This is a genomic window from Lysobacter yananisis (assembly GCF_031199375.1).
In the GTDB taxonomy this organism is placed as follows: Bacteria; Pseudomonadota; Gammaproteobacteria; order Xanthomonadales; family Xanthomonadaceae; genus Lysobacter; species Lysobacter yananisis.
In genome coordinates this window covers 1,891,350-1,905,733 of record NZ_CP133568.1, presented here as the reverse complement: position 1 = coordinate 1,905,733, position 14,384 = coordinate 1,891,350, and the positions used below count along the sequence as shown (strand labels likewise).

11 protein-coding genes are annotated in these 14,384 nt (G+C 70.3%); 5 read left to right on the top strand and 6 right to left on the bottom strand.

Annotated elements, in window-relative coordinates:
• The first annotated feature begins 208 nt into the window (after positions 1 to 208).
• Both RDV84_RS08085 and RDV84_RS08080 read left to right on the top strand, forming a co-directional pair.
• Positions 209 to 1,696: an alpha-L-fucosidase gene (locus RDV84_RS08085; protein WP_309153019.1), complete on the top strand. Its 1,488-nt coding sequence runs from the start codon at positions 209 to 211 to the stop codon at positions 1,694 to 1,696.
• A gap of 250 nt (positions 1,697 to 1,946) precedes the next feature.
• Entirely contained in the window at positions 1,947 to 2,411 is a 465-nt protein-coding gene (locus tag RDV84_RS08080; protein WP_057949529.1) for a hypothetical protein, read from the top strand.
• An 88-nt stretch (positions 2,412 to 2,499) separates the two neighbouring features.
• On the opposite strand, the gene RDV84_RS08075 is transcribed toward RDV84_RS08080, so the two are convergent.
• On the bottom strand, positions 2,500 to 4,245 hold the full coding sequence (locus RDV84_RS08075) for a DNRLRE domain-containing protein (RefSeq protein ID WP_309153018.1): 1,746 nt from the start codon (positions 4,243 to 4,245) through the stop codon (positions 2,500 to 2,502).
• 629 nt (positions 4,246 to 4,874) lie between these two features.
• On the opposite strand from RDV84_RS08075, the gene RDV84_RS08070 reads away from it, so the two are divergent.
• Positions 4,875 to 7,274, top strand: a complete 2,400-nt coding sequence (locus RDV84_RS08070) for a M66 family metalloprotease (RefSeq protein ID WP_309153017.1) — start codon at positions 4,875 to 4,877, stop codon at positions 7,272 to 7,274.
• Between the two features lie 76 nt (positions 7,275 to 7,350).
• Complete coding sequence (locus tag RDV84_RS08065) at positions 7,351 to 8,031, top strand: outer membrane beta-barrel protein (RefSeq protein WP_309153016.1); 681 nt, start codon at positions 7,351 to 7,353, stop codon at positions 8,029 to 8,031.
• 10 nt (positions 8,032 to 8,041) lie between these two features.
• On the opposite strand, the gene RDV84_RS08060 is transcribed toward RDV84_RS08065, so the two are convergent.
• From RDV84_RS08060 to RDV84_RS08045, 4 genes are all read right to left on the bottom strand, one after another.
• On the bottom strand, positions 8,042 to 8,812 hold the full coding sequence (locus RDV84_RS08060; RefSeq protein WP_078997879.1) for an FKBP-type peptidyl-prolyl cis-trans isomerase: 771 nt from the start codon (positions 8,810 to 8,812) through the stop codon (positions 8,042 to 8,044).
• A 60-nt stretch (positions 8,813 to 8,872) separates the two neighbouring features.
• Positions 8,873 to 10,507, bottom strand: coding sequence for a multicopper oxidase family protein (locus tag RDV84_RS08055; RefSeq protein WP_309153015.1), 1,635 nt, complete (start codon positions 10,505 to 10,507; stop codon positions 8,873 to 8,875).
• 193 nt (positions 10,508 to 10,700) lie between these two features.
• On the bottom strand, positions 10,701 to 11,189 hold the full coding sequence (locus tag RDV84_RS08050; protein ID WP_139381986.1) for a hypothetical protein: 489 nt from the start codon (positions 11,187 to 11,189) through the stop codon (positions 10,701 to 10,703).
• A 292-nt stretch (positions 11,190 to 11,481) separates the two neighbouring features.
• Complete coding sequence (locus RDV84_RS08045) at positions 11,482 to 12,558, bottom strand: hypothetical protein (protein ID WP_309153014.1); 1,077 nt, start codon at positions 12,556 to 12,558, stop codon at positions 11,482 to 11,484.
• Positions 12,559 to 12,695: 137 nt separating this feature from the next.
• Here RDV84_RS08045 and RDV84_RS08040 point away from each other — a divergent pair, with 137 nt between their 5' ends.
• Positions 12,696 to 13,283, top strand: coding sequence for a TetR/AcrR family transcriptional regulator (locus tag RDV84_RS08040; RefSeq protein ID WP_057949537.1), 588 nt, complete (start codon positions 12,696 to 12,698; stop codon positions 13,281 to 13,283).
• Between the two features lie 128 nt (positions 13,284 to 13,411).
• Here the strand turns inward: RDV84_RS08040 and RDV84_RS08035 are convergent, their stop codons facing one another.
• Complete coding sequence (locus RDV84_RS08035) at positions 13,412 to 13,987, bottom strand: hypothetical protein (RefSeq protein ID WP_309153013.1); 576 nt, start codon at positions 13,985 to 13,987, stop codon at positions 13,412 to 13,414.
• Between the last annotated feature and the right edge of the window lie 397 nt (positions 13,988 to 14,384).

Sequence of the window (14,384 nt, the reverse complement as noted above, 5' to 3'; positions counted from 1 at the left end):
CTAGTGGCGATCGCGCGCGCCGCCATGTTGCGCCGCGATTGTCGCGCTTTGGATTTGTTTGGACATCGCGCATGCGTGGCGAATCGCGCGCAATCCGAAAGCAGACGCGCGCGCGCGGCGGCGAAACGAAAGCGCGCGATGCAGCGCCGGTTGACCGCATCGCGCGCGGTCTGCTGGGATGCCGTGGCCCGCTTCGAGGAGAACACCGATGACGCCGCTGCATGCCGCCCCTTTCGCCAGCCGGATCGTCGCCGCCCCGCTCCTGGCAGGCTTGATCGCCGCCGGCCTGGCCGCGCTCGCCGGCGCGGCCCACGCCGCCACGCCGGCCGCGTCCGTGCCCAAGCCCGCGGTCGCCGCGGCGACCGAATCGCAGGCCGCGTTCGACGCGCGCATGCGCTGGTGGCGCGAAGCGCGCTTCGGCCTGTTCGTGCACTGGGGCCTGTACTCCGGCGCGGCCGGGCGCTGGAACGGCGAACCGGTCAAGGGTTCGGCCGAATGGATCCAGCGCAACGCCCACGTGCCCACCGACGAGTACGCGCGGCAGATGCTGCCGTTGTTCGAGCCCAAGCCCGGCTTCGCCCGCGAATGGGCCAAGCTGGCGAAACAAGCCGGCGCCAAGTACCTGGTGTTCACCAGCAAGCACCACGAAGGTTTCGCCCTGCACGACAGCGCGGTCAGCGACTTCGACGCCAAGGACGCCACCGGACGCGATCTGGTGCGCGAGATCGTCGAAGCCGCGCGCGCCGAGGGGCTCAAGGTCGGGCTGTATCACTCGGTGATCGACTGGCATCACCCGGCCTATCCCTACCGCGACTTCGCCCGCCTCGAACACCCGCTGCCGCATCCGCTGGAAAAGGCCGGCGACGCGCAGGACCCGGAGTACGCCAAGCGCGCGAACCTGCGCCAATATCAGGACTTCCTGCACGCGCAGGTGCGCGAACTGGTCGAACGCTACGGCCCGATCGACGTGCTGTGGTGGGACTATTCCAACCCCGGCGCCGAAGGCGAGACCTGGCGCGCGCAGGAACTGATGACGATGGTGCGCAAGGACCAGCCCGGCATCGTCATGAACAACCGCCTGTACCGCTCGCTCGGCTACGACGATCCGCAGGGCAGCCTGCAATGGTTCGACCGCGCCCACGGCGACTTCACCACGCCGGAGCAGGCCATCCCCGCGCGCGGCGTGCCCGGCGTGGACTGGGAGGCGTGCATGACCATGAACGGCACCTGGGGTTACAGCGCGCTGGACACGAACTGGAAGTCCACGCGCGAGTTGCTGCGCGACCTGGTCGACACCGCGAGCAAGGGCGGCAACCTGCTGCTCAACATCGGGCCGATGGCCGACGGCAGCGTACCGCAGGCCAGCGTCGACCGGCTGTGGCAGATCGGCGCGTGGCTGCGTCGCAACGGCGAATCGATCTACGCCACCAACGCCAATCCGCTCGGCGAGGTGGCATGGGGCCGGATCACCGCCAAGCGCACGGCCGCCGGCGAGCGGCTGTATCTGCACGTATTCGAACGACCGTCCGATGGCGAGCTGCGGCTGCGCGCGCCGGGGCGGTGGACGGCGCGCCTGCTCGACGGCGGCACGGCCCTGCGCGTGCGCCGCGACGGCGATGAGCTCGCGGTCGCAATGCCGCGGACGCCGGCCGATACCATCGACACGGTGATCGAACTGGTTCCGGCGAAATCCTGAGGGCGGCCGGACCAAAACCCGTTCATCAAACTGATCGGCGACGGCCGGGTCGGCTGCCGCAATGGGTAACGCTTCTGCCGCGCCGGGTCAGTTTGTCATGCCGCGTCACGGGTATACCGCCGGGCATCACAATTCATGTGGACCGGATCGAAAAAATACCCTTGTTTTTTCGCTATTTTTCGTGATTTTTCATCACGCGGCCTTTACGTAATGCCCTCGTAAATAGCAAGGACGTCAGGGGGCGTCATCCATGAAGAACATCGAGGTATTCAGCATCGCCACCGCGCGCATCTGCGCGACGGCGCTCGAGCAGCATCCCGTCGTAGCCCGTTTCAACGCCGAGGAATCGGCGCGTCATCTGCCGGGCCTGGACCCGACCAATCGCGAAGCCATGGCGCAGGCGGTGCTCGCCTGCGGCGCGACCTTCGAATGGCTGCTCGACGAGGGTTACGTGCGCAGCACGGCCTGCGTCAAGGAGTCGTTGAACGGAGTTGCGTTCGTGCACGTGGCGCTGCGCTACCGCCTCACCGAGAAGGGCCTGGCGATCCTCGGCGCGCACGCCAGCAGCAACGACGAAACCAAGACCATCGGCGAGCGCCTGATCGCCGCGGTCAAGCTCGGCGGCGCCGAGCGCATCAAGGAATCGGTCAAGCTGATGATCGGCGCCGGCGCGGGCACGCATGCCGCGCGTCCGGCCATGCAAGCCATCGCCTGATCGAGGCGCCTGCGAAAGAAAACGCCCGCGCGGTCCGCGGGCGTTTTCGTTTGTGCCGCTGCGCCGTGGGCTCGCACGGCCGTAGCGCTCAGGGCGTGTAGGTCAGGATCAGCTGCGGCGCGTTCGTGCCCTCGCGCGAGGACCAGTCCACGCCGTCGCTGGAGCTCGACGCCAGCACCACGCCGTTGTTGGCGACCGCGCCGGAGGCCCAGTTCTTGACCAGCTGCAGTCCCGCGGCATTGAGCGCGATGGACTGCGCGCCGGTCGCGTTGGGCACGATCGAACCGATCTTGGTGCCCAGGCCCACGCCGCTGTAGCTGGCGTTGGACTCGGTCCACGCCGCGCCCGCGGCGTACAGGTCGTAGGTGCCGCCGGAGCGGTCGCTGACCTGCAGCTTCACCTGCGCGGCGGTGAGGGTCTTGCCGGCCGCGCTGGACACGTCCCAGCCCATCAGCCCGCGCAGCACCTGGCCGCCGTCGCTGCCGTCGGCATAGAGAGTGGCGCCGTTGTCGCGGCTGCCGCCGGACTTCACCGTCACGTCGCGCACGCTGTTGAGGGTCAGCGTCTGGGTCGGCGGATTGCCGTTGCCCTTGTTGCAGGTGCCGGTGAAACGGTCGGTGTAGCTGCTGCCGGCGCGCGGTACGAAGTCGCCGGTGTAGCCGGTCGCGGTCAGGGTCAGCTTGAGCACGCCGAAGGTGCTGTCGTTGCTGGCTTCCAGCAGCGCGTGGCTACCGCTGATGCCATAGAACGCGCGCCCGCCGGTGCCGACCAGGACCTGGCGGATGCCGTCGCTGGCCGCGGCCTTGTTCGGATCCATCTTGGCGTAGCGCTGGTAGTTGTGGTCGTGGCCGACCAGCACCAGGTCGGCCTTGGCCGCGTACAGCGCGTCCCAGAACGGCTTGACCTGGCTGTAGCCGGAGTAGCTGCCGCGGCTGAGCAGCGGATGGTGGAAATAGGCCGCGGTGCAGGGCTTGGTGTTGGCGGCGAGGTCGGACTTGAGCCAGTCGATCTGGGCCTGGGCGACGGTGCCGCCGCTCATGGTGTTGAGGGCGATGAAGTGCCAGTCGCCGACGTCCCAGCTGTAGTAGCCCTTGCTGCGGTCGCCGGCCGGGCCGGTCTGGTTGCCGCTGCCGTTGAAGTAGTCGAAATAGCCCTTGGCGCCGGTGGTGCTGTAGTCGTGGTTGCCCGGCGACGGGCTGGTCAGCGCCTTGAAGCGGCCCCAGGTCGGCGCGTAGCGGTTGTTGTATTCGCTCAGGGTGCCGCTGTTGTAGGCGTTGTCGCCGGCGGTGAACACCGCGGTCGGGTTGATCGACACGATCAGATCGGAGGTGCCCTGGCAGGCGTTGCCGCTGGTGTCGCAGATGTCGCCCGCGCCGGCCACCACCACCGTGGCCTTGTCCAGCGCGACCGCGCTGTAGTCGTAGCGGTCGAGCTGGAAGGCGCTGTCGGGCTGGCTGAAATACGGCTGGATGTCGACGCACTCGCCGCGCAGCGCGCGGGTGGTGAAGCTGCGGTCGTTCCAGTGCTTGCCTTCGAACACCAGCTTGTCGCCGCCGCTGCTGGTCAGCACCAGCGAGTCGTAACCCGACAGCTTGAGCTGCTTGAAGCCGACGCGCAGCCACTTGGCGCCGGTTTCGCAGACGCGGTCGGCGGCGCCGGCCTTGGCCAGCGGCGTGCCGCGCACCGACGCGGCGCTCACCGGCTTGCTGTGGGTGGCGTCTTCCGACAGCTGCAGGGTGCGCTGGGCGGCGTGCGCCGGCGCTAGCACAGCGGCGCCGATCAGGGCGGTGGCGAGGGCGGCGCACAACGGGGCGCGCGGGGCGATGGCGGTCACTGGCTGTCTCCGGCGGTGGAGTTGGCTGAAGGCGGGGATCGCGACCGACGGCCGCGATGGCTGCGGAGTTTGGCCGGAAAACTGCTACACGATTGCGACGCAATGCGCGGGTGCGGCGGGGGTTAGCGCGCAGGACGTCACAAGTCGCGATTCGGCCGGGGCCTGCGGCCGAACCTCGGCGAACGTTCCGATTCGCGAAGACGCGAACGCCGCGAAGTTTATCGATGCCAATCGCATTCGGACGCGCGGCCCGCCGGCGCGGTCGCCCGCCGGCAGTAAGGCGGCGGCGGGCTGCGCATGCGATGCCACCCGATGCCGAAGCAGGTTCCGCCAGCCAGCTGGCCGAAAGAGTTGCACGTCTATTACTCGTAATTGGCGCGCGGATTGCACGCAGTTAAAGCGTAATCCGCAGCTCGAGCTTCATTGCGTGCGCCGGTACGTATTTTCGCGCCGCGAAAGCCGAGTTTCCGATGAAGCGTCTGTTGCGATTCGTGCTATTTTCCGCGCCGCTTCACGATGGGGCCGCATGCGCGAGGGGAGTCGCCGCTATGCGCCATCCCTCTTTCAGTCCAGCGGAGCTTGCGTGCAATCAGGACGCGCGCGGCGCTTCGCCCGCAAGAGACGTACCGATGAAACTTCTTCGCTTCCGCGCGCTGGCGCTGTCCCTGCTCGCGGCCACCGCGCTCGTCGCGTGCGGCGGCGGTGGCGGCGGCAAGGACGCGCCGAACGCCGGCCCCAATCCCGCAACGCCGGGAACACCGGGCACGCCCGGCCCCGCCGCACCGTCCGCTCCGACCCGCCTGATCGCGAGCGCGGGCGTGGGCCGCGTAGAGCTGTCGTGGAACGCGGCGCCGGGCGCCACCAGCTACGAGATCTACCAAGGCCTCGCGCCCGGCGCGCAAGGCGCCGCGCCAGTCGTGCGCAACGTCGCCGGCACCGCGGCGACCGTCGCCGGGCTCGCGCCGGGCAGCACGTATTACTTCATGGTCCGCGCCGTCAACGCCGGCGGCAGCAGCGCGCCGTCGAACGAAGCCAGCGCCACGCCGCTGGCGCAAGCGCCGACCGCCGCGCTCGACATCGCCGCGCTGGAACTGGCGCAAACGCATGTGCTGCCCGCGCAGGGCCTGGGCTGGACGCTGAGCGCCGCCAGCGAGTCCTATCACGCCATCGGCGGCCGCCCCGCGCTGGCGTTGCTGCGGTTGTCGGCCGCCGATGCGCGCAACGTGCGCCTGGAAGGCTGGGCCGACGGCACGCTGCTCGGCGCGGTCGAAGTCGCGCCGCCCGCGGCACTGCCGCCTACCGAAGGCGCCGGGCCGGCCTATGCGACCGACCGCTACAGCGCGGACATTCCCGCCGCATGGATGACGCCGGCGCTGCAGTTGCGGCTGCGCGCCGACAACTACCTGCCCGGCGCGGCGCAAGCGCCGCTGATCGGCGCCGACAGTTCGGCGGTGCTGCGGGTGCTGCCGTTCTATCTGTTCGGCGCGACGCCGGACAATTCGGTGCCGCTATCCGTCTCCGGTCTGCCCGATGCCGCCACCGTGGACGAGATCTACGCGAAATGGCCGGTGGCCCGCCTGATCGCGCAGAACCATCCGGCGCAGGCGACGATCTGGCCGACCCTGGTGGTCCCGCCCCAAGGCGGCAAGCCGGCGTATCTGGCGCACAACGCCGACGCAGTGTCCGACAAGTTCCATCTGATGTCGTCGGTGCTGGCCGTGCTCGGCGGCCTGATCGACGCCAACGGCGAACGGCCGGCGCCGGTGCAGTTCTACGCGCCCTTGATCCTGTTCAACGCCGCCGGCCGCGTCGTGTCTCCCGGCGGCGGCCTCGGCGGCGGCGAAGTCGGCACCGGCGATCACGCCTACAGGGGCATCTTCATTCACGAGCAGGGCCACGCCATGGGCCTGCCGCATCAGGGCGAGGCCCATCGCGCCGGCCGTTATCCGTATGCCGGCGGCAGCCTCGCCGGTTCGGCCTGGGGCTACGACGCGGTCGGCAAGCGCTTCCAGCCGCCGTTCATGCCGACCACCTCGACCCGCTACGCGCGCTGCCGCGGCGATACCTTCGACGGCGCGCCGCGGCAGATCGACGCCGAAGGCCGCTGCGTCAAGCAAGACCCGATGCAGAGCGGCGCCAGCGATCAGGCGCCGGAGTACCGCTTCAGCACCTTCTCCGACTACAGCACCGGCATGTACCAGCGTTACTTCGAGGGCACGACCCAGCGCTCCGCCGACGGCCGCCGCAGCTACAGCGGCGGCAGCGTGATCCAGGACGCGGCCTTCGCCAGCGGCTACCGGCGCTGGGACACGATCGACCGGCGCTGGGTCGAGGCGGCCACCGCCACCACCAGCGGCGGCTTGTTCGGCCTCGATCAGAACCTGCCGCAACGACGCGACGTGCCGCTGTACGCGATCGCGATGACGCTGAGCAACGCAGGCACGCCCGAGGTCAGCCAGATCTATCCGCCGCTGAGCTACACCGGCAACCTGCTGCGCTACATCGACCCGACCGACGCGGCCCAGCGCGCCAGCATCGTGCCCGACACCAGCGTCAACTTCTGGTACTGCCGCAACGGCGGTTGCGACTACACGCTGCGCGCGACCTACGCCGACGGCAGCGTCCGCCACGTGCTGATCCAGGACGGGTTCCGCCCGTTCAACCAGGCGCGCGGCACGCCGCCGGCCAGCGCCAGCGATCCGCTCGACGGCGACAGCTTCCGCACCTGGGTCGTGCACGTGCCGGCCGACAAGGCGCTGCGCCGGATCGAGCTGCTGCACACGCCGATGGTCTGGGAGGGTTTTCCCGCCTCGCCGGCGGTGCTGGCCGCGCGCGACGTCGCCGCGCCGCTGGCGCCGCTCGGCTTCGGCGCGGACGCGGCGTCCTGCACCGAGCTGCCGACGATCGCGGTGCCCGCCTCCGCGCTGCCGCCGCCGCGCTGCGCCGATCCGGCCGCTGCCGCGGCGGCCGCCGTGTCGCAAGCGCAGTCGCGGCTGCGCGGCTTGTTGCGCGACGCGCTGCGGCGCTGAGCGCAGCGGCCCGCGCCGTCATCGCAATCCCGGGCGCGTCCGCGCGGCGCGCCCGTCTTTTCTGCCGAGGAAGTTCATGTCCGTTTCGTCGAAATCCGTTGTATCGAAATCCGTTCTGTCGAAATCCGCACTCGCTGCCGCGCTCTGCCTGCTTGCCGTTCCCGCGCCCGCGCAAGAACGCAGCCGCACTTACCTGGACGCCGGCTATGTCGCGCAAAAGCTGAAATCCGCTGGCTCCAATCCGCTGCTGCGGCTGGACGATATCGACGTGGACGGCGCGTACGCGGCCGGTTCGGTCGAACTGGGCTCGCAACTGTTCTTGACCGGCAGCCTGCACAAAGGCAGCGGCGACAACCGCTTGCGCGCCGGCCAGGACGTGCTGGCCGAGTTCGACGTGGACGCGCAGCAGGCCGGCATCGGCCTGGGCTATTACCGCGCGCTCGGCGAACGCGCAGAATGGACCGCCGAGGTCGGCTATCAGAACACTCGCATCGAGTTCGAAAACCGCGCGCTGCGCTTCAGCGAGAAAATCGACGGCAACGATTACCGCGTGTCGCTGGGCCTGCGCGACGATCTGGCGCCGAATCTGGAAGGCTGGGCCCGGGTCAACTACATCGACGGCGACGTGTACGAGCGCGAATTCAGCGGCACGGTCGGCGCGCTGCTGAAGTTCAACGCGATGTGGGGCCTGAGCGCGGAAGCCAGCGCTGGCGCCGGCAACCAGCGCTACCTCGTCGGCGTGCGCGCGAGCTTCTGACGCCGCGGTTTCACTCGTCGTGCGTCGGCGCGCCCTGGCCTGCGATCTCCAGCAGTTCCACTTCGAACGCCAGCACCGAGTTCGGTTCGATCTGCCCGGCCAGGCCGCGCTCGCCGTAGGCCAGCTTCGGCGGCATCCAGAAGCGGTACTTGGCGCCCGGCGCCATCAGCTGCACGCCCTCGGTCCAACCGGGCATCACCTGCGCGAGCACGAATTCGGCCGGATGGTCGGTGTCGTAGGTGCTCTCGAACTTGCGCCCGTCGATCAGCGTGCCGACGTAGTTCACCCGCACCGTGTCGCTGGCCTTGGGATGCGCGCCCTTGCCCTCGCGCAGCATCTGGTATTGCAGGCCCGAGGCGGTGGTCTTGACCCCGTCGGCGTTCGCGTTCTTGCTCAGGAACGCCTCGCCGGCGGCGAGATTGCGCGCCGCCAGCGCCTTGACCTGCTGATCGTGCTTGTCGCGCAGATGCGCGCTGAAGCCGTCGCGGATGCGCTTGGTTTCGCTCTCGTCGAACAGCGACGGCCGGCCGGCCTGGGCGTCGCGGATCGCGCGCAGCACCAGTTCGGCATCGAGTTCGGCGCGGATCGGCTCGACGCTGCGGGCGAAATCGCGACCGACCACGTAGCTGATCCTGGCTTTCTCGCTCGCCACGTCCGCCGCCGCCAGCGGTGCCGGCGCGGCGGCGGCGCCCGGCTTCGGTCCGCCGCTGGGCGCGCAGGCGACCAGGGCGGCGGCGAGCGCGAGCGAGAGCGCGGACAGGACGAGCAGGGAACGCGGCATGGCGGAACTCCGGGAATGCGGGAAGCGCGAAAGAAGGAATACGCAACGGGCGGCGCGGGATCAGTCGGCGACGGCGAAGGTCAGCATCATCCCCATGTCCTCGTGTTCGAGGTTGTGGCAATGGAGCATGTAGCGCTGCACGCCCTGGAACGGCTGCGAGAAGTCGATCGCCAGGCGCACGATCTCGCCGGGCCACACCACCACCGTGTCGCTCCAGCCCAGGTCCTGCGCGGTCAATCCGTTCGGCGCGACCTGGCGGCCGCGGATGTCCGGCGGGCTGATCGCGCGCGAGACCACGCGGAACTGGAAGCCGTGCAGGTGCATCGGGTGCGGCATGCTGGTCATGCTGTTGCGGATCTCCCACACCTCGCGCGTTCCGCGCTTCACCGTGAACGCCGGTTCGTGGCCGCTGAGGTGGAAGTTCCAGTCGTTGATGAACCAGCGGCCTTGTTCGTCCATGCGCAGGCGCAACGCGCGCACCGGCCAGCCGGCGGTGTCCGGCGGCGCCGGCACGGCCGACATCGCGTCGAGCGAAGGCAGTTGCGCGGGCGGACGCTGGGTCGCGCACTCGATCACCCGCAACTCCATCAGGTCCAGCGGCTCGCCCATCGCCACCGCGCCGGGATGGTCGCCCATCGGGTCGGGCGCGAACGCGCCGGATTCGTCCTCGTTCTCCATCGCCACATAATCCAGGCTGCGCAGCACCGCCTTGGCGCCGGGCGCGAGCGCGCCGAAGTCGACCAGCACGTCGGCGCGCTGGGCCGGCGCCAGGAACAGGTCGTCGATCGGCCAGGCGCGTTCGAGCAGGCCGCCGTCGCCGCCGATCAACAGCATCGGCAACGGCTTGTCCTCGTGCAGGAAGCACGGCCGCAGCATGCGCGCGTTGCTCACGTTGGCGAGGCGGAAGCGGTACCACGCGGGAATCACATCGAGGTAAGGCTCGGGCGTCCAGTTGACCAGCACGCGGTTGCCGATCCAGTCGTCGGCGCCGTCCTTGTAGACGATCGCGTTGCGCGCATCGACTTGCTTGTCGGCGATCATCAGCGGCAGGTCGCGCTCGCCCCAGCGCAGGCCCAGGCGCTGGCGCAGCGCGAGTTCTTCTTCGTCCTCGACCAACAGCAGGCCGGCCAGCCCGCGCTGCAACTGCGCGCCGGTGCGGCCGTGCGGATGGGCGTGGTACCAGTACAGGCCGGCGCGGTTGTCCACGCGCAAGCGATAGCGGCGGCTGGCGCCGGCGGCGACCGGATGCAGCCCGCTGCCGTCGTTGGCCTCGTCCACGTGCAGGCCGTGCCAGTGCACGGTGGTGTCTTCGTTCAAGCGGTTGCGCAGGCCGACGTCGATGCTGTCGCCGCGGCGCGCGCGCAGCAGCGGGTTGAGCGCCTCGCCCGCGGTGGTACGCGCGGTGTAGGCCCACAGCGCGGTGGCGGGGCCGGGGAACAGGTTCGACTGCGTCGCCTGCGCGCTGAGTTCCAGCGGCGCGCCCAGATCGATCTCGGCCATCGGGCCGGCGCTGCCGGGCAGGCGCAGCGGCTGCACGAAGCGCGCGTCCGGCGGCAGCGATTGCAGGTCCGGCGGCGCGCCCAGGCTGTGGCCGTGGCCGCCGGTGTAGCGCCATAACGCGATCGGCCCGGCCACGGTCGCGGCGCCGCCGACGGTCAGGCCGATGAGGAAACGGCGGCGTTGCGGATCGGTCATCGGGCGCGGGCGTCGGCAGGCGGAAGTCGGTGCCGCCCGCGGCCGCGGGCGACCCGCCATGATGTTCGCGGCCGATGGCAATTGCTTTGCGCGACGGCAGGAATTTATGCGATGCCGATCATGATTCGGACATGCCGCCGCGCATCCGCGCATGTGCGACACAGGCGACGCCCGCGGCCCGGGCGCCCGGGCCTCAGATCGAATCGTCTAGCCGCGCCTGCCAGACCCGGTCGCCCATCTCGTGTTCTTCCACGCCGGCGAAGAAGTCCTCGCCGAGTTGGCCGTAGTCGGGCTCCTGCTCGCCGCGCCAGTCCAGGAACTTCGGCCGGTGCACGGCGAAGCCGAGCGGATGGGCGGCGTTGCGGTACGGCACGGCCAGGGTCAGCGCGCCTTCGCCGGCGAAATCGCGCACGCTCAGGATCAGCGCGTCGGTGCGGCCCGAGGGCAACGTCAGGAAGCCGTCGTGCACCAGCACCGCGTGCTGCGCGCCGTCCGGGTTCGCGGCCAGCCGAGCGCGCGCTTCGGCCACCGCGTCTTCGACCTGCTCGCCGGCGTAGCGCACCATCTTGCGCTCGCCGGCGGGGTCCTCGAAGGCGTAGAGAGGGATCAGGTCCTCGCCGTCGGCCACGCACCACACGCCATGGGCGGCGAAGAAGCCGGCCAGTCGGATTGCTTGCTGCACTTGCGTCCCCTCGGTGCGTCTCGGCAGCCCCCTGCGGCGTCAATGTAGCAGGAGCCGAGGAGCGCGCGTGGAGGACCGAGGAGCGAGCAAAACCGCGCCCGCACTCCCCCGCTTTCTCTCGCTCCTCACTCCTCCACGCTCACTCCTCGCTCCACCCCCACAGCCTCGCCTCGCGCCGCCGCTGCAGGAAATACGCCGGCTCGATCAGCAGGCCCGGCATATACGACCCAGACGCCGGGGCGGTAGAACGGCGAGCAAAAGCGCGCCCGCACTCTCCGCTTTCTCTCGCTCCTCACTCCTCCACGCTCACTCCTCGCTCCACCACCCGCAACCCCGCCTCCTGCAGCCGCCGCAGAAAGTACCCCGGCTCGATCAACAGGTCCGGCGTGTACAACCCCGGCGCCGGCGCCTCGGCGCCGTCCAGGCCGAGCAGCCGTTCCACGCCCAGGGCGATGCCGAGCGCGGTCAGCGGCGCCTGGCCCTGCGGATGCACCAGTTCGTGGCGGGTGCGCACGCGCCGGCCGTCGGCGTCCTCGCCTTCCAGTTCGATCGCGATCTCGGTGGAGAACGCCTCGCCGCGACGACGGCTGGCGGTTTCGCCCAGCGCCAGGTCGAGCCGGATCGAATGCGCGCCGGTGGCCGCGGCCAGGCTGACCACGTCCATCGGCGAATAGGCCTGCGCCGGCATCGGCGTGCCGTCGACGCTGACGCCCGCGCCGGCGGCCTGCTCGCCGCGCACCCAGCGCCAGCGGCCGCGCTCGAGGATCTGCGCGGCGGCGGCGCTGGTCAGGCGCTCGTAATCGGCCGCCGCGGCCGGACCGCCCATGTCGTGTTCGTCGAGCAGGGCGAACAGGCCGATGCGTTCGACCCGGCGCAGGGCGGCGGCGAAATGCAGCGCCGGCAGGGTCGCCGCGCCAGCGAGCCAGTGGCTGGCCAGCAGCATCGGCGAGCGGCCGGGATGGCGCAGGTGCAGGCTCACTTCCGGCGCGATCTCGAACGAGCCGCTTGAGGTGCTGACGTACGGCAAACGGCGATGCAAGGCGTACTTCAGGGTGTTGAGCGTGTCGTCCTTGACGAACACGACCACCGCGCTGAAACGCGCGTCGGCCGGCAGGCCGAGGTCCTCGCGCTGCAGGTCCACCGCCAGCGCGCTGGCGCCGCCGACCCGGGCGGCGACCGCCTCGGCGCGCGCGCGGTCGCGACCGGCGATGGCCAGCGGCAGCCGCGGATGCAGCCGGCGCAGCGCTTGCGCGCCCTGCGCGCCGACCACGCCGGAGCCGCCGACGATCAGCACCGGCGCGAGCGCCGCCGCATCGGAGACAGCGGCAGACGGCGCGGGAGTGGCGGAAGAAACCGTGGCAATGTTCATGATCGCGATCCGATAGGCATCGCGCCGGCGCCGCGCCCCGATGGCGCCGGCACAAGCTACGATTGGTAAGTTACCTACAGTAGGATACAATCCTCGCGCCGCTGTCAAGCGCGTTCTTTCTCCGCACAGGCCGACCGATGACCACCGCTCCCGCCAAACGCATGTCCAAGGCCGACCGGCGCGAACAGCTGCTGGAAACGGCGATGGCGATGGTGCGCGAGCAAGGCACCGATGCGCTGAGCCTGGGCGCGCTGGCCGAGCGCGCCGGGGTCAGCAAGCCGATCGCCTACGAACATTTCGGCACCCGCTCGGGCCTGTTGATCGCGCTGTACCGGCGCATCGACGAACGCCAGGCCGCGACCGCGGCGCAGGACTTCGCGCGCACGCCCAAGCGCCTGGGCGACGTGGCGCGGCTGATGGGCGCCAGCTACATGAGCTGCTTCCGCACCGCCGGTCCGGAATGCCACGCGATCTTCGCCGCGCTCAAGGGCGACGAGGAAATGGAGCGGGTGCAGAGCGAACTCACCGCGGCCTACGTCGAGTTCTATCGCGGCCTGCTCGCGCCGTACGCGAAAGTCGACGACGCCGAACTGCAGCGGCGCTGTGTCGCCATCGTCGGCGCCGGCGAGGCGCTGTCGCGCGAGATGACCCATGGGCGCATCGACGAAGCCGATGCGGCGGCGACGATGGCGAGCTTGATCGAGGCGACGCTGGCGCGCGCCTGAGCGCGCGGATGCAAGCGCGTATCCGACTGTAGAAGTTGCGCAAGCCGCGACCGCGAGATCGCGCTTGCGGCGTAATTGCGGTTTCGCGGCCGCCGCTTGCGCAGCGCCTACAGCTCGCTAGCGGCGACTCAATGGCAACCGCCGCCTCCGCCATCGCCACCACCACCGCCGCAATCGCCGCCGCTACCGCCATCGCCGCCGCCATGGCAGCCGCCGCTGGAATCGCTGCCGCAATACGAACCGCCGCTGCCGCCGCTATCGACCGTCGCGCCGACGTGCGCCCAGAACGCCGCGCCCTCGCCCGCGGGTCCGCGGCGCGCGCCGTGCGAGCCGGCGACGATCCGCACCCGCATCCGCGCCGGCACCGCCGGCAGCTCGGTCGCCAACAACGCCCAGACCGCGCCGAACACTGGCAGCAGCCACACGCCTGCGATCAGCGCGCCGCGCACGCCCGGCCTCAGCCGCCTGCAGCGCCACGCCTTGCGCGTGGCGAGCGCGTTGGCCGCCAGCAGCATCGCCAGTCCTGTCCATGCAACCGCGTCCATGTCCGCATCCTGTCGTCGCTTGCCGCGGATCGTGGACGAAGCCGCGCTGCGCTTGCGTAAACGATTCGATAAAAACGCCGCTTCCGACGGTTTCGTCGCGTGTGAATTCCAGCAGCGCAACGTTGCGGCGGCGACCCGCAACGATCCGACGCGGGCCAACGTCGCGATGCGCGAACGCCGGTCGCAACCGCCCCGATCACGAGCGAAGCGTGGGCCTCGGACATCGACGACGACGCCGGCCGCACCACATCGAATCCATGGCCGCGCAAGCGCGCGCACGGCGGCGTCGGCCGAACCGGCACGCCGCCGACACAGATCGGCTCGGCAGCCGGCGGCGCGGCGCGGCGCTGCAACCTTGTAACAGCCGCGACTGAACCGGTTCTGGCGAATCGCCGTCGCCGCTGCGCAACGGGGTTGACCCGGCCGCGATCGGCGAGGATCATGCGCCCCGCACGACCCCCTTCCGCCCTCCAGAGGCCCCCTTGGACAGTCGATCTAGACCTTCGCTGCAGCGCTCGCGCTGACGGATCGCTCCAGGTCTGGGATGTCCCAGGTC